Here is a 26,986-nt window from a genome sequence, read left to right on the forward strand (position 1 = left end):
TCAAATGAGGGGCTCTGGGAATAGGTTTAGCAACGGGAAGAAAAACGGCAGGCCAGCGTCTGATTTCAGACGCGGTAAGACGTTATGTCGTACACGCTTGACCATGCTTCCTCCCGGCAAATTGTCGGGCATTATACGCAGCTCGCTTTTGGGATCAAGCGATTTAATGCACGCTTTACTCAATGCAAACGGTTCTTTGTGAATATTAATGCGTTCTGAGTAAATAATTAATTTGCTTATGTACCAGCGCGGTGCGCTTCACTACGCGGGGCGCGACCCAGACAATACTGCTCCCGGCCACTACACCTAAAATTTCCGGTAACTGGTGATAATCCAGAATACGCGCCACCGCGCGGCCATATCCGGCGACGGTATGGATAAGGATAAATTCGCTGTTGTGCTCCACGCTCACCACCATTTCAGAGACCGTACGCGCCGCGTCGGGGGCCGGGCGCAGCTGGGGATTCAGCGAATAAATCTTTAGCCCTTTGGCATTGCGAATTTTTATGACACCAAGCAACTTGAGCAGACGTGAAACGGTGGACTGGCTGATGGTCTCAAAACCACGCTCCTGTAAGTCACGGCGGATCTCTTCCTGGGAGAGATAGCTCTTTTCCGCGATCAGACGCTGGCAGACCGTTAGCTGTAGTTGCTCTTTGGGAGAGTACTCTTCGTAATCCATCATAGTTCCCATATCAGTTCCCGAAATAACCGGTGGCACCGCACCGATCCGTAGGCCGGATAAGCGCAGCGCCATCCGGCAAATCACAACAAAGCGCCCAGGCTTAACGCCACCATAATCACCACCGTTAAAATCCCCAGCAGCGGCGCGACCCATTTCAGATAACGCACGTAGGGCACGCGGGCGATAGCCAGCCCGCCCATCACGACGGCAGAGGTGGGAGTGATCAGGTTGACGATGCCGGACGCCGACTGGTAAGCCGTAACCACCAGGTCGCGGTTGACGTTAGCGAAATCGGCAAGGGGCGCCATGATCGGCATCGTCAGAACGGCCAGGCCGGACGAAGAAGGCACAAGAAACGACAGCACCACTTCCAGCCAGTACATCACGTTGATGAACGCCACCGTCGACAATCCGGTGACCATTCCCTCGGCGCTGTGCAAAATGGTGTGGGTAATCATGCCCTTATCCATGATCACTACGATACCGCGCGCGATGCCGATTATCAGCGCGACGCCCAGCAAATCTCGCGCGCCGTTGATAAAGGTTGAGGTCAGCTCCTCTTCGCTCATGCGGGCGATCAGCCCGACGATAATGGCACTGGCGAGGAACACCGCCGAAATCTCCGCCATCCACCAGCCCAGCACCGCCACGCCGTAGATCATCACCGCGAAGGCGAGGGCGAAGATCACCAGGATGAGTTTGCGCACCGGGGTAAATTCCAGCGACTGCTCGCCCTTGTTACCGAGAAAGTGGGCGAGATTTTCTTCCTGCTTATCCGCCACGATCGACAGCGACGGATCCTTGCGCACCTTGCGGGCGTAGCGCATTACCCACGCCACGCAGATGATCCAGCCGATCACCAGCAGCGCGATGCGTAGCATGATGCCGTTGGTGAAGGGGATCCCGGCGGCGTTGGCGGCGATCACCGTGGCGAACGGGTTGATGGTGGATCCGAGCGTGCCGATCCCCGCGCCGAGCAGCACGGTAGAAGCCGCAACCACCGGATCGAACCGCGCTGCCAGCATCACCGGCACCAGTAAGGTATAGAAGGGTAGCGACTCTTCGGCCATGCCGTAAATCGTGCCGCCGGCGGCAAACAGCGCCATCAGGATCGGGATCATCCACTCTTCGCGGCCGCGCAGTCGGGTGGTGACGCGCTCGATCCCGGCGTCTATCGCCCCGGTTTTAGTGACGATCCCGAGGAACCCCCCGATGATCAGAATAAACAGCGCCACGTCGATCGCCCCGGCCTGGCCGGACTCCGGATCGTACAGCCCGGCAATCGGCGCCATCAGCACGGAGACGAGCCCCTGCGGGTGCGCTGCCACGTGCGCGTAAGTGCCAGCAACCGGCACTTCTTTGCCGAGCGCCTCGTTCATCGCCATATGGTACTGCCCGGCCGGAACAATCCACGTCAGCACGGCAACCACGGCAATCAGAAAAAAGAGAATGGTATAAGCGGAGGGAAATTTGAACTTGCCCATGATGTTCTCCTGAACCCGGCGCACCCCGCGGCGCGCCGGGCGGTGATTAGTCGCCGAGTGTCGCCACCATGACCGCTTTAATGGTGTGCATGCGGTTCTCTGCTTCGTCGAAGACGATGGAGTTCGGGGATTCAAAGACCTCTTCCGTCACCTCCAGCCCCTTCAGGCCGTACGCCATCTCGATTTCGCGGCCCACTTTGGTATGTTCGTTGTGGAACGCCGGCAGGCAGTGCATGAACTTGACGTTCGGGTTACCGGTGGCCTTCATCACGTCCGCATTAATCTGATACGGCTTCATCAGGCTAACGCGCTCGGCCCACGCCTCCTTCGGCTCGCCCATGGAAACCCACACGTCGGTGTAGAGGAAATCGGTGCCCTGCACGCCTTCTTCCACGTCGTCGGTCAGCGTGATGCGCGCGCCGGTCTCTTTGGCGATGGCGCGGCACTGCTCAACCAGCCCGGCCTCCGGCCAGAAGGATTTCGGCGCCACAAGGCGGATATCCATCCCCATTTTGGCTGCGCCGACCATCAGCGAATTACCCATGTTGTTGCGCGCGTCGCCGAGGTAAGCAAAGCTCAGCTCCGGCAGGGTTTTGCCCGGAGAGTGCTCCAGCATGGTCATCAGGTCGGCAAGGATTTGCGTGGGGTGGAACTCGTCGGTCAGGCCGTTCCACACCGGCACTCCCGCGTATTCGCCCAGCTCCTCAACGATGGCCTGGCCGTAGCCGCGGTACTCGATGCCGTCATACATGCGGCCCAGCACGCGCGCGGTGTCCTTCATCGACTCTTTGTGGCCAATCTGCGAGCCGCTTGGGCCGAGGTAGGTGACCTGCGCGCCCTGGTCGAACGCGCCCACTTCAAAGGCGCAGCGGGTGCGGGTGGATGTTTTTTCAAAGATCAGGGCGATGTTTTTCCCGACCAGGGTTTGCTTTTCGCGCCCGGCTTTTTTGGCCGCCTTCAGCTCGATGGCGAGGTCGATCAGGTACTGGATCTCCGCCGGGGTGTAGTCCAGCAGTTTCAGGAAGTTGCGGTTTTTCAGGTTGATGGTCATGGGTAAATCCTTTTTAAAATTAATGTCTAAGACCTTACCCCTCACCCCAGCCCTCTCCCCAAAGGGGAGAGGGTGTAATCGTCCCCTCTCCCTTTGGGGAGAGGGTTAGGGTGAGGGGAAATGGGTGCTCAGTTACGAATCAACGTGCCTTTCTCGCCCGCCAGGATCTCCGCGCCGTCGGCCAGCGCGCCGATCCCGGCAATGCCGTTGCAGGCTTCAACAAACTCGCGGCAGGCGGTCACTTTTGGCCCCATCGATCCGGCGTCGAACTGCATGCCTCTGAGCAGTTCCGGCGTGACCTGCGCCAGCGGGCGCTGGGTCGGCTTGCCCCAGTCGAGGTACACTGCGTCGGCATCGGTGAGGATCAGCAGGGCATCGGCCTCGATCTGCCGCGCCAGCAGAGCGGCGGAGAGGTCTTTGTCGATCACCGCCTCAATGCCGCGATAACCGTTGGCGTTTTCCACCACCGGCACGCCGCCGCCGCCGTTGCAGATGACCAGGTGGTCGCGCTGAATAAGCGCCGTAATGGCGTCGCTCTCCACGATGCGCTTCGGCTGCGGAGAGGGCACAACGCGGCGGAAATAGGCCCCGTCGACCTTGAACACCCAGCCTTTTTCCGCGGCCAGCGCATTCGCCTGGGCTTCGCTGTAGACCGGGCCGATGTACTTGGTCGGGTTGCTGAACGCCGGGTCGGCGGCGTCCACTTCCACCTGCGTGAGCAGGACGCTCACCTCGCGCTGGGGCAGATTGTTTTTCAGCGCCTGCTGGAGCATGTAGCCGATCATTCCCTGGCTTTCGGCGCCAAGAACGTCCAGCGGGTAGGGGGTGACTTTGTCGTAGGCGCTGTTTTGCAGCGCCAGCAGCCCGACCTGCGGGCCGTTGCCGTGCACCAGCACCACGCGCCATTGCTCCGTTAAGCCTGCGATGGTGCGGGCGGCCTGCTCGATGTTCTGACGCTGGATGTCCGCTTCCAGCGGCTCGCCGCGCTTGAGCAGCGCGTTGCCGCCCAGGGCCACAACCAGAGTGGGTTTTCGTTCCATGATGGCTCCTTTAAATTCCGTCGCGTTCCAGTGGGCAGCTCATGCAGCGTGCGCCGCCGCGACCGCGTCCCAGCTCGTCGCCCGGGATCGGCAGCACGGTGATGCCCGCTTTGTCGTACTTCTCGTTGGTCCAGACGTTGCGCTCGTAGCCGATCACCACGCCCGGACGGATGGTCAGGACGTTGTTAGCGTCGTTCCACTGCTCGCGTTCGGCTTCAAAGGCATCGCCGCCGGTGGTGATCAGGCGCACCTGGTTAATGCCGAGGGCTTTTTCGATGGCGTGCAGCAGGTCGGTTTCCTGAGTACGCAGCAGACCGCCGCGTCCGTCCGGGGTGAGCGTCCAGCACTGGGCGTCCTTGCGCACCACTTCCGGGTAAACGGAGAAAGTGTCCACGTCGATGTGGGTCATCACGGTGTCGAGGTGCATGCAGGAGCGATGTTTCGGCAGCTCAACGGCGATCACGCGCTCGGCCTGACGATGTTTAAACAAGCTGTTGGCGAGGAACTCCACGCCCTGCGGCGTCGTGCGCTCTGACATGCCGATCAATACCGCCCCGCGGCCAATCACTAATACGTCGCCGCCTTCCAGGGTGGCGTGGTCGTAATTAATATTCTCGTCGCCGAAATACTTAATAAACTCGCCATCGGCAAATGCGGGGTGCCAGCGATATATTGCGCGCAGATTATTGGTTTCGCGCTGACGGGCGGGTTTCGCCATCGGATTAATGGATACGCCGTTATAAATCCAGCAGGAGGTATCGCGGGTAAATAAGTGGTTCGGCAGCGGTTTCATAATAAAATCATTTGCCGTGTGGGTATCGACCACCATATTTTTAATAGCTGCCGGAATTTCACCGTAGGTTAATCCGCCGCTTAATCTGCGCGCCAGTTCGCGGTGCGGCATATCCGCCAGCCAGCCGCGGACGTCGCTGGCAAAGGCTGGGCCGAGGCGATAGTCGGAGATTTGTGTTTCAAGAAGCCAGGCTTTTGCTTCCGCAATATCAAGCGTTTGCGTAAGAAGGTCGGTCAATAGCAGGACTTCCACACCCTGCTCGCGCAGCGTGTTTGCGAAGATATCATGCTCCTCTCCCGCCCGCTCAACCGAGAGCACGTCATCAAATAACAGCTCCTGACAATTCGATGGCGTTAAACGTTTAAGACTTAAATTAGGACGGTGCAGCATAACGCTACGCAATTGACCAATTTCAGAACCGACGTAATGCTTTTCCATAATTATTCCTTTAACTTTTTTTCAGAATAAAAAGGGCATGCGCCATGTGATGTGTTTAATTTCATGGCGGCTAAGCTCAATTGATTTCGTGATTCATAGTAGGCGCTTAAATAATGGTTATTGTGACGCTGCTCACGCGAAAACCGATATTGAGCAGTTTATTTTCAATTGCATGATTCGTATCAGATAATGATTAATTTCATATTATTACGGGATGAATAGCTAAGCAGAAACGGGTGGCAATATTTGAGGTTGTTATTGTTTTGTAGAATTACATGCTTTGAAATATTTAGTTATGATGTTGATTTTAATGAATAAAATTTTGCCTCGAGAATAGCTATGCAATAATGACAGTTAACTATTTTTCACTTAAGAGAAATCGATAAATAATTATGGGGTTTTAAAGGAAATAACCGAAGTGATAAAGTGTGATGCAACAACAGGTTTTGTGAGTTACGTTTTAAATTCAGCGAGTTAGATAAGTTGCGTAAAGCTTAGGAAATGAGGTTATGCATAACGACTGCATAAATGCCTTTATGTAATTAACAGTGAATTAACATATTTTCCGATAAACATGCGCTGGCGCAAATCTTGTCTAAAAAGGGCTGGTATGGGAGAGGCGATTCTCGTATAAAAGATAAAAATGAAACAATGTTTTAATTTGAGGGTTGTATCATGATTATTGGCAATATTCATCATCTCCAGTCCTGGCTACCAGAAGAGCTGCGCCAGGCCATTGAGCACGTTAAGACCCACCTCACCGACGCGACGCCGACCGGCAAGCACGACATCAGCGGCAACAGCCTGTTTTATCTGGTATCGGAGGACATGACCCAGCCGTTCGCTGAGCGTCGCGCTGAATACCATGCACGCTACCTGGATATTCAGATTGTGCTGAAGGGGCAGGAAGGGATGACCTTCAGCACCCTGCCGCACGGCACACCGGACACCGACTGGCTGGCGGACAAAGACATCGCGTTCCTGCCGGAAGGCGAGCAGGAGAAAACCGTGGTGCTGAGCGAAGGGGATTTCGTGGTGTTCTGGCCGGGTGAAGTGCATAAGCCGCTGTGCGCGGTGGGGGCGCCTGCTAAGGTCAGGAAAGTGGTTGTTAAGATGCTGGTGGAGTAATTCCTTACCCCTCACCCTAACCCTCTCCCCAGAGGGGAGAGGGGACTTTACCACCCTCGCCCCTTTGGGGAGAGGGCCGGGGTGAGGGGTTAGCGGACAATATGTGATACAGCTTAAACTTCCCGCACTCCCTCCTCATCTCCCATTTACCTGTGCTTTTTCTCCGTCATAGTATGATCGTTAAATTAATGAACACTGTTCTATAATATAGAACAAAATGATTCAGCAAGGAGATCACATGCCGCAGTCCGCGTTGTTCACGGGTATCATTCCCCCTGTCTCCACCATTTTTACCGCCGATGGCCAGCTCGATAAACCGGGCACCGCCGCGCTGATCGACGATCTGATCGCGGCAGGCGTTGACGGCCTGTTCTTCCTGGGCAGCGGCGGCGAGTTCTCCCAGCTCAGCGCCGAAGAGCGTAAAACCATTGCCCGCTTTGCTATCGATCATGTCGATCGTCGTGTGCCGGTCCTGATCGGCACCGGCGGCACCAACGCCCGGGAAACCATTGAGCTGGGCCAGCACGCGCAGCTGGCGGGCGCGGACGGCATCGTGGTGATCAACCCCTACTACTGGAAAGTGTCGGAAGCGAACCTGATCCGCTACTTCGAACAGGTGGCCGACAGCGTCACGCTGCCGGTGATGCTCTATAACTTCCCGGCGCTGACCGGGCAGGATCTGACCCCGGCGCTGGTGAAAACCCTCGCCGACTCGCGCAGTAACATCGTCGGCATCAAAGACACCATCGACTCCGTCGCCCACTTGCGCAGCATGATCCACACCGTTAAAGCGGCCCATCCACACTTTACCGTGCTCTGCGGCTACGACGATCATCTGTTCAATACCCTGCTGCTCGGCGGCGACGGGGCGATCTCGGCCAGCGGCAACTTTGCTCCGCAGGTGTCGGTAAATCTTCTGAAAGCCTGGCGGGATAAAGACGTGGCGAAAGCGGCTGAGTATCATCAGACCCTGCTGCAAATCCCGCAGATGTATCAGCTGGATACGCCGTTTGTGAACGTCATTAAAGAGGCGATCGTGCTCTGCGGTCGTCCAATTTCTACGCACGTCCTGCCACCAGCCTCGCCGCTGGACGAGCCGCGTAAGGCGCAGCTGAAAAACCTGCTACAACAGCTCAAGCTCTGCTGAGCCGGACGATAACGATGACCATTGAGAAAATTTTCACCCCACAGGACGACGCGTTTTATGCGGTGATCACCCACGCGGCGGGTCCGCAGGGCGCGCTGCCGCTGACTCCGCAGATGCTGATGGAATCCCCCAGCGGCAACCTGTTCGGCATGACGCAGAACGCCGGGATGGGCTGGGACGCCAACAAGCTGACCGGCAAAGAGGTGCTGATTATCGGTACTCAGGGCGGCATCCGCGCCGGAGACGGACGCCCGGTTGCGCTGGGCTACCACACCGGACACTGGGAAATCGGCATGCAGATGCAGGCGGCGGCGAAGGAGATCACACGCAACGGGGGGATCCCGTTCGCGGCCTTCGTCAGCGATCCGTGTGACGGCCGTTCTCAGGGCACGCACGGCATGTTTGATTCCCTGCCGTATCGTAACGACGCGGCGATCGTGTTTCGTCGTCTTATCCGCTCTCTTCCGACGCGGCGGGCGGTGATCGGCGTGGCAACCTGCGATAAAGGGCTGCCCGCCACCATGATTGCGCTGGCCGCGATGCACGACCTGCCGACCATTCTGGTGCCAGGCGGAGCGACGCTGCCGCCGACCGTGGGGGAAGATGCGGGCAAGGTGCAGACCATCGGCGCGCGCTTCGCCAACCATGAACTCTCCTTGCAGGAGGCCGCCGAGCTGGGCTGCCGCGCCTGCGCGTCGCCGGGCGGCGGGTGTCAGTTCCTCGGTACGGCGGGCACCTCGCAGGTGGTCGCGGAAGCGCTGGGTCTGGCGTTGCCGCACTCCGCGCTGGCCCCGTCCGGACAGGCGGTGTGGCTGGAGATCGCCCGCCAGTCGGCGCGGGCGGTGAACGAGCTGGATAACCGCGGCATCACCACGCGCGATATCCTCACCGACAAAGCCATCGAAAACGCGATGGTGATCCACGCGGCGTTCGGCGGCTCCACCAATTTACTGCTGCACATTCCGGCCATCGCCCACGCGGCGGGCTGCACGATCCCGGACGTTGAACACTGGACGCGCGTCAACCGCAGGGTGCCGCGTCTGGTGAGCGTGCTGCCCAACGGCCCGGACTATCACCCGACCGTGCGTGCCTTCCTCGCGGGCGGCGTGCCGGAAGTCATGCTCCACCTGCGCGATCTCGGCCTGCTGCACTTGGATGCCATGACCGTCACCGGCCAGACGGTGGGCGAGAACCTCGACTGGTGGCAGAGCTCGGAGCGCCGTAAGCGCTTCCGCCAGTGCCTGCGCGAGCAGGACGGCGTGGAGCCGGATGACGTGATCCTGCCGCCGGAGAAAGCAAAAGCGAAAGGGCTGACCTCGACGGTCTGCTTCCCGACGGGCAACATTGCGCCGGAAGGATCGGTGATCAAGGCCACGGCGATCGACCCGTCGGTCGTCGGTGAAGATGGCGTTTACCGCCACACCGGCCGGGTGCGGGTGTTTGTCTCGGAAGCGCAGGCGATCAGGGCCATCAAGCGGGAAGAGATTGAGCAGGGCGATATCATGGTGGTGATCGGCGGTGGACCGTCCGGCACCGGCATGGAGGAGACCTACCAGCTCACCTCCGCGCTGAAGCATATCTCGTGGGGCAAAACGGTGTCGTTAATCACCGATGCGCGCTTCTCGGGCGTGTCGACGGGCGCCTGCTTCGGCCACGTGTCGCCGGAGGCGCTGGCGGGCGGGCCGATAGGCAAGCTGCGCGATAACGACATCATTGAGATAGCGGTGGACCGCCTGACGTTAACGGGCAGCGTAAACTTTATCGGTACCGCGGACAACCCGCTGACGCCGGAAGAGGGCGCGCGCGAGCTGGCACGGCGGCAGACGCATCCGGACCTGCACGCTCACGACTTTTTGCCGGACGATACCCGGCTGTGGGCGGCATTACAGTCCGTGAGCGGCGGCACCTGGAAAGGCTGTATTTATGACACCGATAAAATCATTGAGGTAATTAACGCCGGTAAAAAAGCGCTCGGTATTTAATTATTTTGTGAGAGAAAATTGTCTGCGGAAAATAGTCCGCGGGCGGTTTTTACGTGTCTGCAATTTACTAATTTAAACAATAAGTTGCGATATATCGTTGACGTCACAAAAGCGAAATAACGTAATTCAGAAATAAGATATGAGCATTGCTGGTTAATTGAACAGCTCATTACACTCCATTAACACGATGTTGTAATTCAGCACACTACATAAGGGTGTAATTCTGATGACGCAATTAACCATGAAAGACAAAATTGGCTACGGGCTGGGTGACACCGCCTGCGGCTTCGTCTGGCAGGCCACGATGTTCCTGCTGGCCTATTTCTACACCGACGTGTTTGGCCTCTCCGCGGGCATTATGGGGACGCTGTTTTTAGTCTCCCGCGTGCTCGACGCCGTGACCGACCCGCTGATGGGGCTGCTGGTAGACCGCACCCGCACGCGGCATGGCCAGTTTCGCCCGTTCCTGCTGTGGGGCGCCATCCCGTTCGGCATCGTCTGCATGCTGACCTTCTACACGCCGGACTTCTCCGCGCAGGGCAAAATCATCTACGCCTGCGTGACCTATATTCTGCTGACTCTGGTCTACACCTTCGTTAACGTCCCGTACTGCGCCATGCCGGGCGTCATTACTGCCGACCCGAAAGAGCGTCACGCCCTGCAGTCCTGGCGCTTCTTCCTGGCGGCGGCGGGGTCGCTCGCCATCAGCGGCATCGCGCTGCCGCTGGTCAGCATCATTGGCAAAGGCAACGAGCAGGTGGGTTATTTCGGCGCCATGTGCGTGCTGGGGCTGAGCGGCGTGGTGCTGCTCTACGTCTGCTTCTTTACCACCAAAGAGCGCTACACCTTTGAGGTGCAGCCGGGTTCGTCGGTGGCGAAAGACCTTAAGCTGCTGCTGGGCAACAGCCAGTGGCGCATCATGTGTGCCTTCAAGATGATGGCGACCTGCTCCAACGTGGTGCGCGGCGGGGCGACGCTCTACTTCGTGAAATACGTGATGGATCACCCGGAGATGGCGACCCAGTTTTTACTCTACGGCAGCCTCGCCACCATGTTCGGCTCGCTCTGCTCCTCCCGCCTGCTGGGCCGCTTCGACCGCGTTACCGCCTTCAAGTGGATCATCGTTGCTTACTCGCTGATTAGCCTGCTGATTTTCGTCACCCCGGCGGAGCACATCGCGCTGATTTTTGCCCTCAACATTCTGTTCCTGTTCGTCTTTAACACCACCACGCCGCTGCAGTGGCTGATGGCCTCTGACGTGGTGGATTACGAGGAGAGCCGTAGCGGTCGCCGCCTCGACGGGCTGGTGTTCTCCACCTACCTGTTCAGCCTGAAGATTGGCCTGGCAATTGGCGGGGCGGTGGTGGGCTGGATCCTGGCGTACGTCAACTACTCCGCCAGCAGCAGCGTGCAGCCGGTCGAGGTGCTGACCACCATCAAAATTCTGTTCTGCGTGGTGCCGGTGGTGCTCTACGCGGGCATGTTCATCATGCTGTCGTTCTACAAGCTCACCGACGCCCGCGTGGAGGCCATCAGCCAGCAGCTGATCAAGCATCGCGCGGCGCAGGGCGAGGCCATTCCCGACGCTGCGACAGCCGCATCCCATTAACCGGAGGCATTATGGAAATCACTAACCCGATCCTGACCGGCTTCAACCCGGACCCGTCCCTCTGCCGTCAGGGCGAGGACTACTACATCGCCACCTCGACCTTCGAGTGGTTCCCGGGCGTGCGCATCTACCACTCCCGCGATCTAAAAAACTGGTCGCTGGTCAGCACCCCGCTGGACCGCGTGTCGATGCTGGACATGAAGGGCAACCCGGACTCCGGCGGCATCTGGGCGCCTTGCCTGAGCTACGCCGATGGGAGGTTCTGGCTGCTCTATACCGACGTGAAGATTGTCGACTCGCCGTGGAAAAACGGCCGCAATTTTCTCGTCACCGCGCCGTCCATCGAGGGGCCGTGGAGCGAGCCGATCCCGATGGGCAACGGCGGGTTCGATCCCTCCCTGTTCCACGACGACGATGGCCGCAAATACTACCTCTACCGCCCGTGGGGGCCGCGCCACCACAGCAACCCGCACAACACCATCGTGATGCAGGCGTTTGACCCGCAGACCGGCACGCTCTCGCCCGAGCGCAAAACGCTGTTTACCGGCACGCCGCTCTGCTACACCGAAGGGGCGCATCTTTATCGCCACGCGGGATGGTACTACCTGATGGTTGCCGAAGGCGGCACCAGCTACGAGCACGCGGTCGTGGTGCTGCGTTCCAAAAATATCGACGGGCCGTACGAGCTGCACCCGGACGTGACGATGATGACCAGCTGGCACCTGCCGGAGAACCCGCTGCAAAAGAGCGGCCACGGCTCGCTGCTGCAGACCCACACCGGGGAGTGGTATATGGCCTACCTCACCAGCCGCCCGCTGCGCCTGCCCGGCGTGCCGCTGCTGGCCTCCGGCGGGCGCGGCTACTGCCCGCTGGGGCGCGAGACCGGCATCGCCCGCATTGAATGGCGCGACGGCTGGCCTTACGTGGAAGGCGGCAGGCACGCGCAGCTTACCGTGAAAGGCCCGCAGATGGCGGAGCAGCCTGTAGCCGTTCCGGGCATCTGGCGGGAGGACTTCGACGGCAGCACGCTTGACCCGGAACTGCAGACCCTGCGCATTCCGTTCGACGATACTCTCGGCTCGCTTACCGCCCGCCCGGGCTACTTACGGCTCTACGGCAACGACTCGCTCAACTCGACCTTTACCCAGTCGACCGTGGCGCGCCGCTGGCAGCATTTCACCTTCCGGGCCGAGACGCGGATGCAGTTCTCGCCGGTCCACTTCCAGCAGAGCGCGGGGCTGACCTGCTACTACAACAGCAAAAACTGGAGCTACTGCTTTGTGGACTACGAGGAGGGGCAGGGGAGAACCATCAAGGTGATCCAACTCGACCACAACGTGCCGTCATGGCCGCTGCACGAGCAGCCGATTCCGGTGCCGGAACAGGCCGAGAGCGTCTGGCTGCGGGTGGACGTGGATAAACTGGTCTACCGCTACAGCTACTCGTTCGACGACGAGACGTGGCACACCGTTCCGGTGACGTATGAGGCGTGGAAGCTGTCGGACGACTATATCGGCGGGCGCGGTTTCTTCACTGGTGCGTTTGTGGGACTGCACTGCGAGGACATCAGCGGCGACGGCTGCCACGCGGACTTCGACTACTTCACCTACGAGCCGGCATAGCCCAGTGCGCGTGAGAGCGCGAGCCCGGCCTGCTGAAGCTGCTCGCGGAAATTAGCCAGCTCGGCGTTGTCCACGCGCGAGGTCAGGGTCGACAGGCTCAGGGCGGCAATCACGCGGGATTCGTGGTTCCACACCGGCACCGCCACGCAGCGCACGCCCTGCTCGTTCTCTTCGCTGTCCAGGGCATAGCCCTGCTCGCGGGTCTGCGCCAGAGCGGCCATTAACGCTTCACGAGACGCGAGGGTGGAAGGCGTAAAGGTGGTGTAGTGATAGCCCTCCAGCAGGGCATTCAGCTCGGCCTCGCCCAGCCAGGCAATCAACACCTTGCCGATGGCGGTGGCGTGAACCGGCAGGCGGCGGCCGATGCGCGAATAGGCTATGGCGGCCAGCTTGCCTTCAATCTTCTCGATATAGACCCCTTCACGACCGTCCAGGATCCCCAGATGGGTGGTCTGCCCGGTCCGCTGGGACAGCTCCGTCAGCCAGCCTTTCGCCTTCTGGCGAATATCGATGGAGCCCACGACGAAATGACCGCGCTCAACCAGCTTCATGCCGAGGCGATACTTACCGTTCTCCGGGTTCTGATCGATATAGCCGTGAAGCTGCAGGGTTTTCAGCAGCGAGTGGAGGGTACTCTTGCTCAGCCCCATCAGTTTGCTGATGTCGGTGATCTTAAGCTCGGTGGCCTGCTCGTTGAACAGGTCGAGGATCTGCAACGCACGTTCAACAGACTGAATAATCGGCATAATGCTGGCATGTCCACGCTGGAATGAAGGCGAAAACGTACCTTTTTCGGGGTGAAAAATCAATGAAATGGCGCCGGTGTTCTCCCTCTCCCCGTGGGAGAGGGACGGGGTGAGGGCATAAGGCCGCATCGTTGCCTGATTCGCCCGGCGGCGCTACGCTTGCACGGGCCTACGGGCTGGGTGTTCTCCCTCTCCCCGTGGGAGAGGGACGGGGTGAGGGCATCAGGCCGCATCGTCGCCTGATTCGCCCGGCGGCGCTGCGCTTGCACGGGCCTACGGGCTGGGTGTTCTCCCTCTCCCTGTGGGAGAGGGCCGGGGTGAGGGCACCAGGCCGCATCGTCGCCTGATTCGCCCGGCGGCGCTGCGCTTGCACGGGCCTACGGGCTGGGTGTTCTCCCTCTCCCCGTGGGAGAGGGCCGGGGTGAGGGCACCAGACCGCAGAGGAGTCAATCACTCCCCAAGCGTCGCCACCATCACCGCCTTAATCGTATGCATCCGGTTTTCCGCCTGGTCGAAGACGATACTCGCCGCCGACTCAAACACCTCGTCCGTCACTTCCATCCCGCCGTGCAGGTCGAACTCCTTCGCCATCTGCTTGCCGAGCGTAGTCTGGTCGTCATGGAACGCCGGCAGACAGTGCAGGAACTTCACGTTCGGGTTGCCGGTGAGCGCCATCATCTGCGCGTTCACCTGATACCCGCGCAGCAGCGCTATCCGCTCCGCCCACTTCTCCTTGGCTTCGCCCATCGACACCCACACGTCGGTATAGATAAAGTCCGCGCCCTTCACGCCCGCCGCCACGTCTTCCGTCAGGGTGATTTTCCCGCCGTGCTTCTCCGCCAGCGCGCTGCACTCCGCCACCAGGCTCTCTTCCGGCCAGCAGGCTTTCGGGGCCACCAGACGCAGATCCAGCCCGGTCAGTGCCGCCGCTTCCAGCATCGAGTTGCCCATGTTGTTGCGCGCGTCGCCCGCGTAGACCAGCGTCATCTCGTTAAACGCCTTGCCCGGCAGGTGCTCCTGCATGGTCAGCAGGTCCGCCAGCAGCTGCGTCGGGTGGAACTCGTTGGTCAGCCCGTTCCACACCGGCACGCCAGCATACTGCGCCAGCGTCTCGACGACTTCCTGGCCGTGACCGCGATACTGAATGCCATCGTACATCCGCCCGAGCACGCGCGCGGTGTCCTTAATTGACTCTTTATGCCCAATCTGGCTGCCGCTCGGCCCTAAATAGGTAACGCGCGCGCCCTGGTCAAATGCGGCAACTTCGAAAGAGCAACGTGTACGGGTTGAGTCTTTTTCGAAGATGAGCGCGATGTTTTTGCCAGTAAGCTTTTGTACTTCCTTGCCATTTTTTTTATCGGCTTTGAGCTGTGCGGCAAGAGTCAGCAGAGAAGTGAACTGTGCAGGGGTAAAGTCGAGCAATTTCAGAAAGTGTTTCTTGTACAGATCAGACATTTTATCCTCGCATGGCGAACGCCACTTATTGAATTAAAATTCACTTTATATGTGTAATTATTCATTTGCAACCCCGTTTCACAAATCTTTCCAACAAAGGTGGAGGCAAACCCGTCCGTGTGTGAAAATAGAAGTATCTGCCGCACTTTAAAGAGGATTGACCCATGGCAAACCCGGAATTACTGGAAGAGCAACGCGAAGAGACGCGTCTGATTATTGAAGAACTGCTGGAAGACGGTAGCGATCCGGACGCGCTGTACACCATCGAACACCATTTCTCTGCGGATGACTTCGAGGCGCTGGAAAAAATGGCCGTGGAAGCCTTCAAGCTGGGTTACGAAGTGACCGAGCCGGAAGAACTGGAAGTGGAAGAGGGCGACACCGTCATCTGCTGCGACATCCTGAGCGAAGGCGCGCTGAAGGCGGAGCTGATCGACGCGCAGGTAGAACAGCTGATGAACCTGGCCGAGAAGTTTGAAGTGGAATACGACGGCTGGGGAACCTACTTCGAAGATCCGAACGGTGAAGACGGCGAAGAAGGCGACGACGAAGATTACGTCGACGAAGACGACGACGGCGTACGTCACTAAGCGTTTCAGGCGGTGGCACGCGCCACCGCTTTTTCAAGGCAGAACCATGGATTACCCGCAGATACTCGCCCCCGTACTCAACTTCCTCCAGTGCCCGACCCCGCAAGCATGGATTGATAAAGCCCGCGACCCGGCGAACCTGCCGCTGCTGCTCACCGACCACATGGTGTGCGAGCTCAAGGCCGCCCAGACCGCGCTGTTACTCGTGCGTAAATACGTCGCCGACGAAAGCGGTGCCGATGCGCTGCTCGACTGGCTCAAGCCCTACGAACAGTTCACCTTCCGCGACGGCCCGGAGCCGGACTTCATCGCCCTGCACAGGCAGATTGGCAAAAGCGTGATGCCCAAAACCGACGACCCGTGGGGACAGGCGCTCATCGACAGCATGGTGCTGCTGATTAAAGAGGAGCTGCACCACTTCTGGCAGGTGCGCGAGGCGATGCTGGCCCGCGACATTCCGTACGTCAAAATCACCGCCAGCCGCTACGCCAAATGGATGCTGAAGGAAGTGCGCACCCACGAACCGCTGACGCTGATCGACAAGCTCATCTGCGGCGCCTACATCGAAGCCCGCTCCTGCGAACGCTTCGCCGCGCTGGCCCCGTTCCTCGACGACGACCTGCAGAAGTTCTATCTCTCGCTGCTGCGCTCGGAAGCGCGCCATTATCAGGACTACCTGACGCTGGCTCAGCAGGTGAGCGACGACGATATCTCACCGCGCATACAGCTTTTTGGCGAAATTGAAGCCACACTTATCTCGACACCGGACCACGAGTTTCGCTTCCACAGCGGCGTGCCGGTGTAACCCGGCATAACTCAAGGATAAGGATGCGAGATGAATAAAAAGTGGACCCGTATTGTGATTATCGTCATTGCGGCTGCCTCCGTGGCGTTCTGGGTGTTTTTCGACAGGCAGCGCGCTCCGGAACGGCAGATGGATAACGCCCTCAACGAGATGCCCGCCTGGCAGGTGATTAAGGAGCAGGAGCCCGCGCTGCATCAGCGCATCCTCGACCAGATGGCCGCCCTGCAAAAAGCGGGCGAGCCGGAGCAGCAGATTATCGACACCATCCAGCCGCAGATCCTGCATCTGCAGATGACGCGCCTGCAAAACGCCCCGGACGCCAACGTGGTGAACTACATGACCATCAACATGGAGCAGACCGCCGCCATCCAGAAGGTGAGCGACGACGCCTGCTTCCGCTTCCTCTACCCGATGGTGAAGGGCGGCATCAACCCGATGCGCATGCTGGATAAAGACCTGATGGCGCGGCGCATGCAGGCCGACGCCGACATGATGCGCGCGGCCTACGGCAAAAACAGCCACACCGTGACGCAGGCCGAACGCGAGGCGGCTGTGGAGGATGTGAGACCGATTATGAAGGCGCTTGCCGATAAGTACGGCGAGGACATCCAGCTGCTGCAGATGCCGGAGAAGGCGGCGGGCAAAGAGAAGCTCTCCTGCGATATGGTGCAGGAGATGTGGGCCAAGGTGCTGGCGCTGCCGGAGCAGAAGGCGGCAGGGGTGATTCGGCTGGCGGTGTCTGAGCTGGAGTGACGAAGGGCGCTGGTTTTTTGGGCACTTAGCGCGGGTTTAGCGCGTCGTCGCTTGCATGGCGGCGCGCGACAGGTATAATCCACAACGTTTCCGCATCCCCTTCAGTGCCGAAGTGGCGAAATCGGTAGACGCAGTTGATTCAAAATCAACCGTAGAAATACGTGCCGGTTCGAGTCCGGCCTTCGGCACCAAAAGATGCAAATCAAAGTCGCTTAAGGGCGGCTTTTTTTGTGTCCATATTCATCTAAATTTACTCATCTCCAAATGTAATAAAATCAAGTTTATTGGTGATAAATAACAATAGATATTGCGTGAACATGCTGCATATAAGAGGTCCTTTCCCGGCATAGTTTGAAAAGCAGAATGTTAAACAGGACGCTTAACAATTCCCTGACAATATTATCGTTACCACTTTCCCTTATATGCATGAGCATGGTCCAGCTTGAGTGGCATAGCATCCGCGTGTCCAAAGCTACGGTTGAACGCTGCAAGATGGCAAGGCGTACAAAGATGCACTTTCCCATAGTTGCTGTCGGCATATGCCCTGATTGGGCTGATGTAACTGTGGCATTCGGCACAGTAATGTTTTTCTGTAACGATTTTCCCCCTTCTGACTTTCAGGATCAGCGGACCGTGCTCACCGCTGATAAGATTGTCATAATCGCTGGTGGCAATATTATAGCGAGTCGGTTTTCCATGCCGTTTAGCGGTAGCGTCCGTCTTTTCTTGGTGACTTCCTAGTGCTTTGAGGATTTTCTTCTGGGAGTAAGGTGATAAGACAAATCCCGGATTATTGGCTTTCGACATCCTAGCTTACCTTCGGTTACATTTCATAAACTCACTCAGTGTGAGAGCTTCATGAAGGCATCAAACCGGAAATTACGCTCTAAATCTATGATCATGATCAGTCAATAACCAGCATCAATAAATCACATCATTGTTCGGGTCTTAACCATGGCATATCACCTGCATGCCGATTACAATCATTACTTGATTTTTGCGAGCAGCATTCCGGATTTTTGATGACAAACACCATGATAAAAAATGACAAACGCTGGATTGGCGATCTGCTGGGCGGTTCGTTGATGGTCCGGGAGAGCCGAACCATTGCTGAACTGTTGCTTTTCGAACCAGATGAAACGACCTGGCAGCAGCAAATAATCAATGAAAATATTCTTCAGGCATCCTCAACCAGTACCGCAAATCGTTATGCCCGAACTTTAAGGCTGCGATTGATGACCCTGGATCGTGAGTGTTGGCAACTGATTGCTAATGGTAGTGAAAGCGAACGTCTGCAAATGCTGTTGGTTGCATTGATGATACAGTCTCCAGTTGTTGCGGCGTTTATTGCTGATGTCGTAAATCCAGCTCGCCAACAGTTTAAAGAAAAGCTTGGTATAAATTGCTGGGGTGAGTTTGTGGATGAGAATCTGCGATTGCACCCGGAGCTGGCGGCTTTCTCTGATTCATCTATCCAAAAAATGGGTAACAATCTGATTAAGGCACTGGCAGAAGCTGGTTACCTGGATAGCCCACGTCGCCGCAATTTACAAAACGTTTTCCTTCTACCGGAGGTTGCAACGGCCTTGCATCGTTTAAACAAAGCCGAATTGCTTCCTATTCTGGAGGGTAACGTATGAATGACCCGATCCTTGAATATCGATTAAAACAGTTAGAAGAACGAATCGGCGACGACCGTTTTTTGAAAAACCAAGGTTCCGGCAATGAGATTGGCTTCTGGATCTTTGACTATCCGGCAAAGCAAGAGCTTCAGGTCCGCGAATATCTTCACTTTTTATTCAAAAAACTGGATAAAAAGTATACCTATAAAACGCTAAATATCTTCCAGGTCATCATCGATATGCTGGAAGAACGTAAGCTCTTTGACCGTATCTGCCAGCGAGAGCCTGAACTTGGCCTGGAAACACTGAAAAAACATCTGGCAGCTCCACTAAGCCAGAAAAAAATCGCGGAATATATTGCGCGCACTGTCGATCTTCCGGCGCAGCAATTTGTCATTCTGACGGGCCTCGGTAACGCCTGGCCGTTGGTTCGTGGTCATGAGCTAATGAGCGCGCTTCAGGACGTGATGGGGTTTACACCACTGCTGATGTTCTATCCAGGCACCTACAGCGGATATGATCTTTCACCACTCGCTGGCATTCACTCCCGTAACTATTACCGCGCCTTCAGACTGGTACCAGAAACCGGACCTGCGGCGACTTTGACTCCTCGTTAAAAGACGACAGCAATGAATATTGAAAAAATTTTTGAGAAACCGCTAAAACGTAATATTAACGGCGTGGTTAAAGCCGAGCAGACCGACGACGAAAGCGCCTGGATAGAACTGGATGAGTACGTTATCACTCGGGAGCTCGATGGCCACCTGCGTCAGTTCTTTGAAGTCTATGCCCCAGCTACTGGACCAGGGAGATTACAGCTTGCCGACAAAATGGGCGTCTGGGTTTCAGGCTTCTTTGGATCCGGTAAATCACACTTCATTAAGATCCTTTCCTATCTGCTGGCGAACCGCGAAGTTAGCCACAATGGCGTCACGCGTAATGCGCTCTCCTTCTTTGAAGAGAAAATTGATGATGCACTGCTATTGGCCGATATTCGGAAATCGGTTCAGCATCCGACTGATGTCGTTCTATTCAATATTGACTCACGTGCGAATGTTGAAGATGGCGTGGATGCCATCCTCAAAGTCTTTCTGAAAGTTTTTAACGAACTGGCTGGTTATTGTGGGGACTTCCCGCATATTGCACACCTGGAACGTGAGCTCGATAAGCGTGGACAGTTTGATACCTTTAAAGCCGCCTTTGCGGACATCACCGGCTCTCGTTGGGAAGATGAACGTGATGTTTATCTGATGATAAACGATCAGATGGCTCAGGCGCTGAGTGTTGCTACAGGCCAGAGTGAAGAGTCTTCTCGCCAGTGGATCGAGCAACTTGATAAGAACTTCCCACTGGATATCAAAAATTTCTGTACGTGGGTGAAAGAGTGGCTCGATAGTAAGGGCAACCGCAACATCCTGTTTATGGTCGATGAAGTCGGTCAGTTCATTGGCAAAGATGGCCAAATGATGCTGAAGTTACAAACTATTACAGAAGATCTGGGTGTTATTTGTGGGGGGCGCGCATGGGTAATTGTGACATCCCAGGCCGACATCAATGCCGCGATCGGTGGTATGAGTAGCGGAGATGGTCGTGACTTCTCCAAGATTCAGGGGCGTTTCTCTACACGCTTACAACTCTCCAGCTCGAATACCTCAGAAGTTATCCAGAAACGTCTGCTGGTAAAAACAGAAGCGGCAATACCGGCGCTGGAAGCTGTCTGGCAGGAAAAAGGCGATATTCTACGCAACCAGTTGGCGTTTGACACGACAACGACAGCTACGCTGCGAGCCTATACAAACAGCCGCGAGTTCGTGGATAACTATCCGTTTGTACCGTGGCATTACCAGATCCTGCAAAAGGTCTTTGAATCCATTCGTACCAAAGGGGCGGCTGGTAAGCAGTTGGCAATGGGGGAGCGTTCTCTGCTGGATGCCTTCCAGTCGGCAGCCGTCCAGATTTCTGAAGATGGCCTGGATAGCCTGGTCCCGTTCTGGCGTTTCTATTCTGCGATTGAAAGCTTCCTGGAACCCGCTGTTAGCCGCACTATCATTCAAGCCTGCCAGTCTCCGTCACTGACGGAGTTTGACGGCAAACTGTTAAAGACCCTGTTCCTGATTCGCTACGTCGATGTGCTGAAAAGTACGCTCGACAATCTCGTCACGCTTTCTATTGAGCGTATTGATACTGATAAAGTGGAACTCCGTCGACAGATTGAAGCCAGTCTTAATCGTCTGCAGGCTGAGATGCTGATCTCGCGTATTGATGACAAATTTGTTTTTCTCACTAACGAAGAAAAAGAGATTGAAAACGAAATCCGCAATATTGACGTGGAATTCACCACCATCAATAAGCAACTCTCAACGATCATTTTCGAAGAGATCCTGAAAAACAAAAGATATCGCTATCCGGCCAATAAGCAGGATTTTGATATCAGTCGTTTTTGTAACGGACATCCGCTGGATGGTGCGAATCTTAACGATCTGGTGGTTAAAGTGCTCACGCCCCTGGACTCGAACTACGAGAGCTATAAGGGTGCGCATTCTAATAGTCTGCTGATGACTGACAGCAAAGACTGCATCTTAATTTGCCTGCCTGATGAGGCTCGTACCTGGCAAGACCTGACCATGTACGCGCAGACCAAAGCCTTCCTTAGCAAGCAAAGCGGACAGCGCCCTGAACAGGCAACGCTGTTGGCAGAAAAAGGCCGTGAAAATGGCATGCGCGAAAAAACGCTGAAGGCGCAGATCGAAGGCTTGCTGGCTCAGGCTGATGTCTGGGCGCTGGGCGAACGGCTGGATAAGAAATCCTCTTCGCCGTTAGCTATCGTGGATGCAGCCTGCGGTTACGTTATCGAGAACAGTTTCTCCAAACTAAAATTGCTGCGTGTTAGTACCGGAGACGTAAATCGTGAAACTCACGCGCTGTTGACAGTAGAAAATGATACCCAGCTCGATCTCGGGGATATGGAAGAATCCAACCCAGAGGCGATGCGTGAAGTGGATAACTGGATCAGTATGAGTATTGAGACTCATAAGCCAGTTTACCTGCGGGATATCCTCACTACTTTTGGCCGTCGCCCATTTGGCTGGCCGGAAGATGAAGTCAAATTGCTGGTTGCTCGGCTGGCACGCAGCGGTAAATACAGCTTCACTCTACAAAGTAGTGAAATTGCACTGAAGCAGGCGTGGGACGCGTTTAATAATTCACGTCGTTACAGCGATTTGCGTCTGCATAAAGTTCGTCGCCATGACGAAGCGCAGCTGACTAAAGCTGCGCAGCTGATGGCTGATATTGCTGGAGAACCGTTTAACGAGCGTGAAGAGCAGCCGCTGGTCTCTCATATTCGCGAACTCTTTGGCCGCTGGAAGAGCGAACTGACCGTTTTTAAAACTCGTGCCGAGAGTGGACAAAACCCTGGCCGTAAAGAGATAGAAGAAGGCCTGGTATTGCTGAACGGGATCCTTAACGAGAAAGAGGAATACGCGGTCATTGAAAAAATCACCACAGCGGCCGACGATCTTAAAGAGTTCTCGGAAGACTGGGACGATTTGGTTAGCTTCTACAAAAACCAATACGCTACATGGCAGCGCTTGAGCACGGCGTTCAATGGAAGTTTTAAAGCTAACCGTAACGCGCTGGATAAAGACGAAACGGCCCAAAAGGCGTTGCAGGAGTTGGAAGGGATCTACAGTAAGGCACGACCTTACGGAGAGCTGCACCGGATTATTCCTCTGATTGAAACCGTTGAAACCATCAACCAGCGTCTGGTGGAAGAATACCGAAGCCATGCGCTGCAGCAGATAGATAACCATATCAATGAGCTGAAGCAAAGCATGCAGGAGATGCACGTCCCTGCTGACTTGCAGCACTCGCTTTTACACCCGATGCAGCAATCGCGTAAGAAAGTGGAGCAGAACGGCCTGATCCCACAGATTATGGAAGAACAGGCTGAGGTTCGGGCGCTACAATTCAAAGCAAACGAACGACTGAACGGCTGGGTTGAAGAACAGCGTAAGAAAGTGCCTGAACCAAAAACCGTCCCTCAGCCAGGGATTATCGATCCAATAGCTAAGCCTGAACCCAAGCTGAAAAAGACCATCTACGTGAACACGCGTAAAACGATGGAACGAGCTGCGGGTGTGACAACGCTGGATAACGCCGAACAGGTAGACAAAGCCCTGGAGCAACTCCGTAAAACGCTAATGGATGCCATTAACGCAGGCGAACGCGTTCAGCTTCAGTAATATTCCCCATTTTCAGGGCAGACGTTGTCTGCCCTTTTCAGGACTTCACATGAATACGTCAAATATCAAAAAATACGCCCCGGTGGCACGTAAACAGTTCCGCGATGCGGTCATGCAAAAACTGACTACGCTGGGTATTGAGGCCGATAAAAAGGGCAACCTGCAAATTGCGCAAGCAACCGATCTCGGCGACAGCGTGCGTTATGGTCAGTTCTCGCTGGATAAATCACTGGCGTCACGCCGTGAGCGTCTGGTCAAGCGAGCAGATAAGCAGGGCTACGACGTGCTGGTGGAACACATTGCTTACACCTGGTTTAACCGCTTCTGCGCTATTCGCTATATGGAGCTGCATGGCTATCTTGATCACGGTTTCCGTATGCTGTCTCACCCGACCCTGGAAGGGGGTTTTGAGGTTCTGGATCATGTGCCGGAAGTGGCTGCAGCTCTGGAGCTGGACAAAGCGCGCCTGGTGGAGATGAAGCTGGCGGGCGATCGTGACGAAGAGCTGTACCGCGAACTGTTGCTGGCACAGTGCCATGCATTGCATGGCGCGATGCCTTTCCTGTTCGAAGCAGTCAATGATGAAATTGAGCTGGTGCTGCCGGATAACCTGACTCGCACCGACTCCATTCTGCGCGAGCTAGTGGATGAGAAAGTGATACCGAAAGAGGATTGGGACCAGATCGAAGTGATCGGCTGGCTGTATCAGTTCTACATCTCCGAGAAAAAAGACGACGTGATCGGCAAGGTGGTGAAGAGCGAAGATATTCCCGCAGCCACTCAGCTGTTTACCCCGAACTGGATTGTGCAGTATCTGGTGCAGAACTCGGTGGGTCGCCAGTGGCTGCAAACCTACCCAGATTCCAGCTTGAAAGGCAAGATGCCGTACTACATCGGGCCAGCGGAGCAAACGCCAGAGGTGCAGGCACAGCTGGCGGCTATTACCCCATCGAGCATTGAACCCGAAAGCATAAAAGTGCTGGACCCGGCTTGTGGTTCCGGTCATATCCTGACCGAAGCCTATAACGTGCTGAAGGCCATTTACGAAGAGCGTGGCTACCGTACACGGGATATCCCGCAGCTGATTCTGAAAAACAATCTCTTTGGGCTGGACATTGATGACCGTGCCGCACAGCTGTCTGGTTTTGCGATGCTGATGCTGGCGCGTCAGGATGACCGTCGTATTCTGACCCGCAGCGTGCGGCTGAATATTGTCTCCTTGCAGGAAAGTAAGCTAGATATCGCTGAGCTATGGACCAAGCTGAACTTCCACCAGCAGGTGCAGCGCGGCAGTATGGGAGATATGTTTGCAGAAGGGGCGGCACTGACCGATACCGACAGCGCGGAATATAAGCTGCTGATGCGTATGTTAGCACTGTTCACCAGTGCGAAAACGCTGGGATCGCTGATTCAGGTTCCACATGAAGATGAAACGACGTTAAAGGCGTTTCTGGATGGATTGTATCGCCTGGCGGTTGAAGGTGATATTCAGCAGAAAGAGGCGGCGGCAGAGCTGATCCCGTATATCCAGCAGGCTTGGATTTTGGCGCAGCGTTATGATGCGGTGGTGGCGAACCCGCCTTATATGGGCGGGAAAGGGATGAATGGCGAGCTGAAGGAGTTTGCTAAAAAACTCTTCCCGGACAGTAAGTCGGATCTGTTTGCGATGTTTATTGAACGAGGCTTTGGCTGGCTCAAAGATGGTGCATTCAACTCGATGGTGACCATGCAATCATGGATGTTCCTTTCCAGCTACGAAAATATGCGTGCGAACATTCTGGATAAATACACGATTGAGAACATGGTGCATATGGGCAATGGAGTAATGAAAATTGCCTTTGGGACCAATGCTACAATATTTAGGAATTCCCATATTCCTTCTTATCAGGGGACATTTTCTTATGCTGAAAATGATGATATCAATGATGAGGGGTACCCAAAAACATTCCCTGTTAAAAATGAACGTTTGAAGACTGCTGCTACCGATGATTTCAAAAAAATACCTGGTTCACCGATCGCCTATTGGGTTAGCCATACATTAAGGTCTGCATTTATTAAAAATAATCGTTTAGAAGAGATTGCCCCAACCAGAAAAGGTATGGTTACAGCAAGAAATGATTTTTATGTAAGGGAATGGCATGAAATATCTTTAACAAATGCCGGTTTCAACCGACAATTTAGCAGGGAAGAGGCGGCTGGATCAGGTTTGAAATGGTTTTCTTATCTGAAAGGTGGTGGATTTCGAAAATGGTATGGGAATCGCTATACTGTTATCAATTGGGAAAATGATGGATGGCTTCTTCAAAACACCCCTCATCCTACAGAGAATAGAATATGGGCTACTAACTTCAATTTGGATTATATATTCAAGAAAAATATAAATTGGGGGGCTGTAACTTCATCTGAGTTTTCAGCACGTATCAGTTTTGGTGGTGAAATATTCGATGCTGGAGGATCTGCGTGTTTCCCTGATGAAGAACATATTGAATTAGTTTTGGGTTTCTTAAATTCAAAACTGTCTGGTATTCTTTTGAAGATACTAAATCCGACCCTGAACTTTCAGGCTGGTAATATATCAAGCCTACCTCTTGATATAGAGTTTGATAGTGATCACAAAAGAGTCGTAAATAATCTTATTGCCATCCATAAAAGCGACTGGGATCAAAGTGAGGAATCTTGGGGTTTTTCTAAACACCCTCTTATAAATATTAGTAATAATCTTAAGTTAAAGATTGCTTATTCGCAGTTGGCAATGTCATGGGATAGGCTTGTAGATAAAGCCGCATTACTTGAAATTGAAAATAACACTATATTAATTAATCGATATGGTTTTGACAACGAACTCTCGCCAGAGATAGAGCGAAGAGATATCACCTTGCGCATAAACCCTTCTTGGCAATATGGCGAAAATGTTGTTAGTACCGAAATGCGTGAAAGAAGGCAATCAGAATCGATTTCTGAACTGATTTCTTACGAGATAGGGTGCATGATGGGCCGCTATTCCCTCGATCGCGAAGGCCTAGTCTATGCCCATGAAGGTAACAAAGGTTTTGCCGAATTGGTCGCCGAGGGTGCCTACAAATCCTTTCCTGCCGATGAAGATGGCATTTTGCCATTAATGGATTCTGACTGGTTCGACGACGATGTCACCGCCCGCGTTAAAGAGTTTATCCGTACCGTCTGGGGGGATGAACACCTTCAGGAAAACCTCGACTTCATTGCTGAAAGCCTCTGTTTGTACGCGATCAAACCGAAAAAAGGCGAATCTTCGCTGGATACCATTCGTCGCTATCTTTCCACCCAGTTCTGGAAAGATCATATGAAGATGTACAAGAAACGCCCAATTTACTGGCTGTTCAGCTCCGGTAAAGAGAAGGCGTTTGAGTGCCTGGTGTATCTACACCGTTATAATGAAGGCACGCTGTCGCGTATGCGTACCGAATACGTAGTTCCGCTGTTGGCACGCTACCAGGGCAATATCGATCTGATTAACGATCAGCTTAAGAATGCTGAATCAGGTGCGGCCACCACACGCCTGAAAAAAGAGCTGGATGGTCTGACCAAAAAATTCAACGAGCTGCGTAGCTTCGACGACCGCTTGCGCCACTATGCTGATAGACGTATCACTATTGATCTGGATGACGGCGTTAAGGTTAACTACGGCAAATTTGGCGATCTACTGGCGGATGTGAAGACCATTACCGGCAGCGCACCAGAAGAAATTTGAATTTACATTTGTCAACAAGCCAATTTTCCAATCGTTCTGGCTTTTAATAATTTTAAAATGTGCCC

22 protein-coding genes, 1 tRNA gene and 1 pseudogene are annotated in these 26,986 nt (G+C 55.1%); 14 read left to right on the forward strand and 10 right to left on the reverse strand.

The window, feature by feature from the left end; all coding sequences use genetic code 11:
- Entirely contained in the window at positions 1-105 is a 105-nt protein-coding gene (locus tag ACOTXC_RS14115; protein ID WP_022646880.1) for a pyrBI operon leader peptide, read from the reverse strand.
- Between ACOTXC_RS14115 and ACOTXC_RS14120 the strand changes: the two are divergent.
- Positions 85-202, forward strand: a pseudogene (locus ACOTXC_RS14120) (hypothetical protein). The gene ACOTXC_RS14115 and the pseudogene ACOTXC_RS14120 sit on opposite strands and share 21 nt — an antisense overlap.
- A gap of 3 nt (positions 203-205) precedes the next feature.
- Here ACOTXC_RS14120 and ACOTXC_RS14125 read toward each other — a convergent pair.
- The 5 genes from ACOTXC_RS14125 to arcA all read right to left on the reverse strand — a co-directional run bounded on the left by ACOTXC_RS14125 (position 206) and on the right by arcA (position 5,491).
- Positions 206-685: an arginine repressor gene (locus tag ACOTXC_RS14125; RefSeq protein ID WP_003863366.1), complete on the reverse strand. Its 480-nt coding sequence runs from the start codon at positions 683-685 to the stop codon at positions 206-208.
- A gap of 80 nt (positions 686-765) precedes the next feature.
- The gene (locus ACOTXC_RS14130; RefSeq protein ID WP_022646882.1) at positions 766-2,169 is read right to left on the reverse strand and encodes a YfcC family protein; all 1,404 of its coding nucleotides are present in this window, start codon (positions 2,167-2,169) and stop codon (positions 766-768) included.
- A gap of 46 nt (positions 2,170-2,215) precedes the next feature.
- Positions 2,216-3,220 (reverse strand): ornithine carbamoyltransferase, encoded by a 1,005-nt coding sequence (gene argF, locus ACOTXC_RS14135; protein ID WP_003863360.1) that lies wholly within the window; start codon positions 3,218-3,220, stop codon positions 2,216-2,218.
- A 128-nt stretch (positions 3,221-3,348) separates the two neighbouring features.
- On the reverse strand, positions 3,349-4,260 hold the full coding sequence (gene arcC / locus ACOTXC_RS14140) for a carbamate kinase (protein ID WP_023299193.1): 912 nt from the start codon (positions 4,258-4,260) through the stop codon (positions 3,349-3,351).
- Between the two features lie 10 nt (positions 4,261-4,270).
- Entirely contained in the window at positions 4,271-5,491 is a 1,221-nt protein-coding gene (gene arcA, locus ACOTXC_RS14145) for an arginine deiminase (protein WP_023299194.1), read from the reverse strand.
- Positions 5,492-6,166: 675 nt separating this feature from the next.
- Between arcA and ACOTXC_RS14150 the strand changes: the two genes are divergently transcribed.
- From ACOTXC_RS14150 to ACOTXC_RS14170, 5 genes are all read left to right on the forward strand, one after another.
- Entirely contained in the window at positions 6,167-6,619 is a 453-nt protein-coding gene (locus ACOTXC_RS14150; protein WP_421767773.1) for a YhcH/YjgK/YiaL family protein, read from the forward strand.
- Between the two features lie 238 nt (positions 6,620-6,857).
- The gene (gene yagE / locus ACOTXC_RS14155) at positions 6,858-7,766 is read left to right on the forward strand and encodes a 2-keto-3-deoxygluconate aldolase (RefSeq protein ID WP_421767774.1); all 909 of its coding nucleotides are present in this window, start codon (positions 6,858-6,860) and stop codon (positions 7,764-7,766) included.
- Positions 7,767-7,780: 14 nt separating this feature from the next.
- Positions 7,781-9,748, forward strand: coding sequence for a xylonate dehydratase YagF (gene yagF, locus ACOTXC_RS14160; protein WP_023299197.1), 1,968 nt, complete (start codon positions 7,781-7,783; stop codon positions 9,746-9,748).
- A gap of 226 nt (positions 9,749-9,974) precedes the next feature.
- Positions 9,975-11,357: an MFS transporter gene (locus ACOTXC_RS14165; protein ID WP_336196705.1), complete on the forward strand. Its 1,383-nt coding sequence runs from the start codon at positions 9,975-9,977 to the stop codon at positions 11,355-11,357.
- Between the two features lie 11 nt (positions 11,358-11,368).
- Positions 11,369-12,979, forward strand: coding sequence for a glycoside hydrolase family 43 protein (locus tag ACOTXC_RS14170; protein ID WP_421767775.1), 1,611 nt, complete (start codon positions 11,369-11,371; stop codon positions 12,977-12,979).
- On the opposite strand, the gene xynR is transcribed toward ACOTXC_RS14170, so the two are convergent.
- From xynR to argL, 3 genes are all read right to left on the reverse strand, one after another.
- Positions 12,964-13,725 (reverse strand): DNA-binding transcriptional repressor XynR, encoded by a 762-nt coding sequence (xynR, locus tag ACOTXC_RS14175; protein ID WP_421767792.1) that lies wholly within the window; start codon positions 13,723-13,725, stop codon positions 12,964-12,966. The two genes, ACOTXC_RS14170 and xynR, sit on opposite strands and share 16 nt — an antisense overlap.
- A gap of 450 nt (positions 13,726-14,175) precedes the next feature.
- Entirely contained in the window at positions 14,176-15,180 is a 1,005-nt protein-coding gene (argF, locus tag ACOTXC_RS14180; RefSeq protein ID WP_023299201.1) for an ornithine carbamoyltransferase, read from the reverse strand.
- The gene (gene argL / locus ACOTXC_RS14185; RefSeq protein WP_213083700.1) at positions 15,150-15,245 is read right to left on the reverse strand and encodes a putative translational regulatory protein ArgL; all 96 of its coding nucleotides are present in this window, start codon (positions 15,243-15,245) and stop codon (positions 15,150-15,152) included. The genes argF (ACOTXC_RS14180) and argL overlap by 31 nt, the downstream gene beginning before the upstream one ends.
- Before the next feature lie 99 nt (positions 15,246-15,344).
- On the opposite strand from argL, the gene rraB reads away from it, so the two are divergent.
- The 4 genes from rraB to ACOTXC_RS14205 all read left to right on the forward strand — a co-directional run bounded on the left by rraB (position 15,345) and on the right by ACOTXC_RS14205 (position 17,519).
- Positions 15,345-15,770, forward strand: a complete 426-nt coding sequence (rraB, locus tag ACOTXC_RS14190) for a ribonuclease E inhibitor RraB (RefSeq protein WP_017694625.1) — start codon at positions 15,345-15,347, stop codon at positions 15,768-15,770.
- Between the two features lie 46 nt (positions 15,771-15,816).
- Positions 15,817-16,575, forward strand: coding sequence for a tRNA isopentenyl-2-thiomethyl-A-37 hydroxylase MiaE (miaE, locus tag ACOTXC_RS14195; RefSeq protein ID WP_421767776.1), 759 nt, complete (start codon positions 15,817-15,819; stop codon positions 16,573-16,575).
- Between the two features lie 30 nt (positions 16,576-16,605).
- Positions 16,606-17,328: a topoisomerase II gene (locus ACOTXC_RS14200; RefSeq protein ID WP_421767777.1), complete on the forward strand. Its 723-nt coding sequence runs from the start codon at positions 16,606-16,608 to the stop codon at positions 17,326-17,328.
- Positions 17,329-17,434: 106 nt separating this feature from the next.
- Positions 17,435-17,519: transfer RNA gene (locus ACOTXC_RS14205), tRNA-Leu, on the forward strand.
- Positions 17,520-17,733: 214 nt separating this feature from the next.
- Here the strand turns inward: ACOTXC_RS14205 and ACOTXC_RS14210 are convergent.
- Positions 17,734-18,135: a hypothetical protein gene (locus ACOTXC_RS14210; RefSeq protein WP_421767778.1), complete on the reverse strand. Its 402-nt coding sequence runs from the start codon at positions 18,133-18,135 to the stop codon at positions 17,734-17,736.
- A 215-nt stretch (positions 18,136-18,350) separates the two neighbouring features.
- Between ACOTXC_RS14210 and ACOTXC_RS14215 the strand changes: the two genes are divergently transcribed.
- The 4 genes from ACOTXC_RS14215 to pglX are packed head-to-tail and all read left to right on the forward strand — an operon-like array spanning position 18,351 to position 26,921.
- Complete coding sequence (locus ACOTXC_RS14215; RefSeq protein ID WP_032621392.1) at positions 18,351-18,968, forward strand: DUF1819 family protein; 618 nt, start codon at positions 18,351-18,353, stop codon at positions 18,966-18,968.
- Complete coding sequence (locus ACOTXC_RS14220) at positions 18,965-19,567, forward strand: DUF1788 domain-containing protein (RefSeq protein ID WP_032621390.1); 603 nt, start codon at positions 18,965-18,967, stop codon at positions 19,565-19,567. Before ACOTXC_RS14215 ends, ACOTXC_RS14220 begins: the two co-directional genes overlap by 4 nt.
- Before the next feature lie 12 nt (positions 19,568-19,579).
- The gene (gene brxC / locus ACOTXC_RS14225; protein ID WP_421767779.1) at positions 19,580-23,194 is read left to right on the forward strand and encodes a BREX system P-loop protein BrxC; all 3,615 of its coding nucleotides are present in this window, start codon (positions 19,580-19,582) and stop codon (positions 23,192-23,194) included.
- A 49-nt stretch (positions 23,195-23,243) separates the two neighbouring features.
- On the forward strand, positions 23,244-26,921 hold the full coding sequence (gene pglX, locus ACOTXC_RS14230; RefSeq protein WP_421767780.1) for a BREX-1 system adenine-specific DNA-methyltransferase PglX: 3,678 nt from the start codon (positions 23,244-23,246) through the stop codon (positions 26,919-26,921).
- Positions 26,922-26,986: the final 65 nt, after the last annotated feature.

Source organism: Enterobacter cloacae complex sp. IR5428 (assembly GCF_049238585.1).
GTDB lineage: Bacteria > Pseudomonadota > Gammaproteobacteria > Enterobacterales > Enterobacteriaceae > Enterobacter > Enterobacter intestinihominis.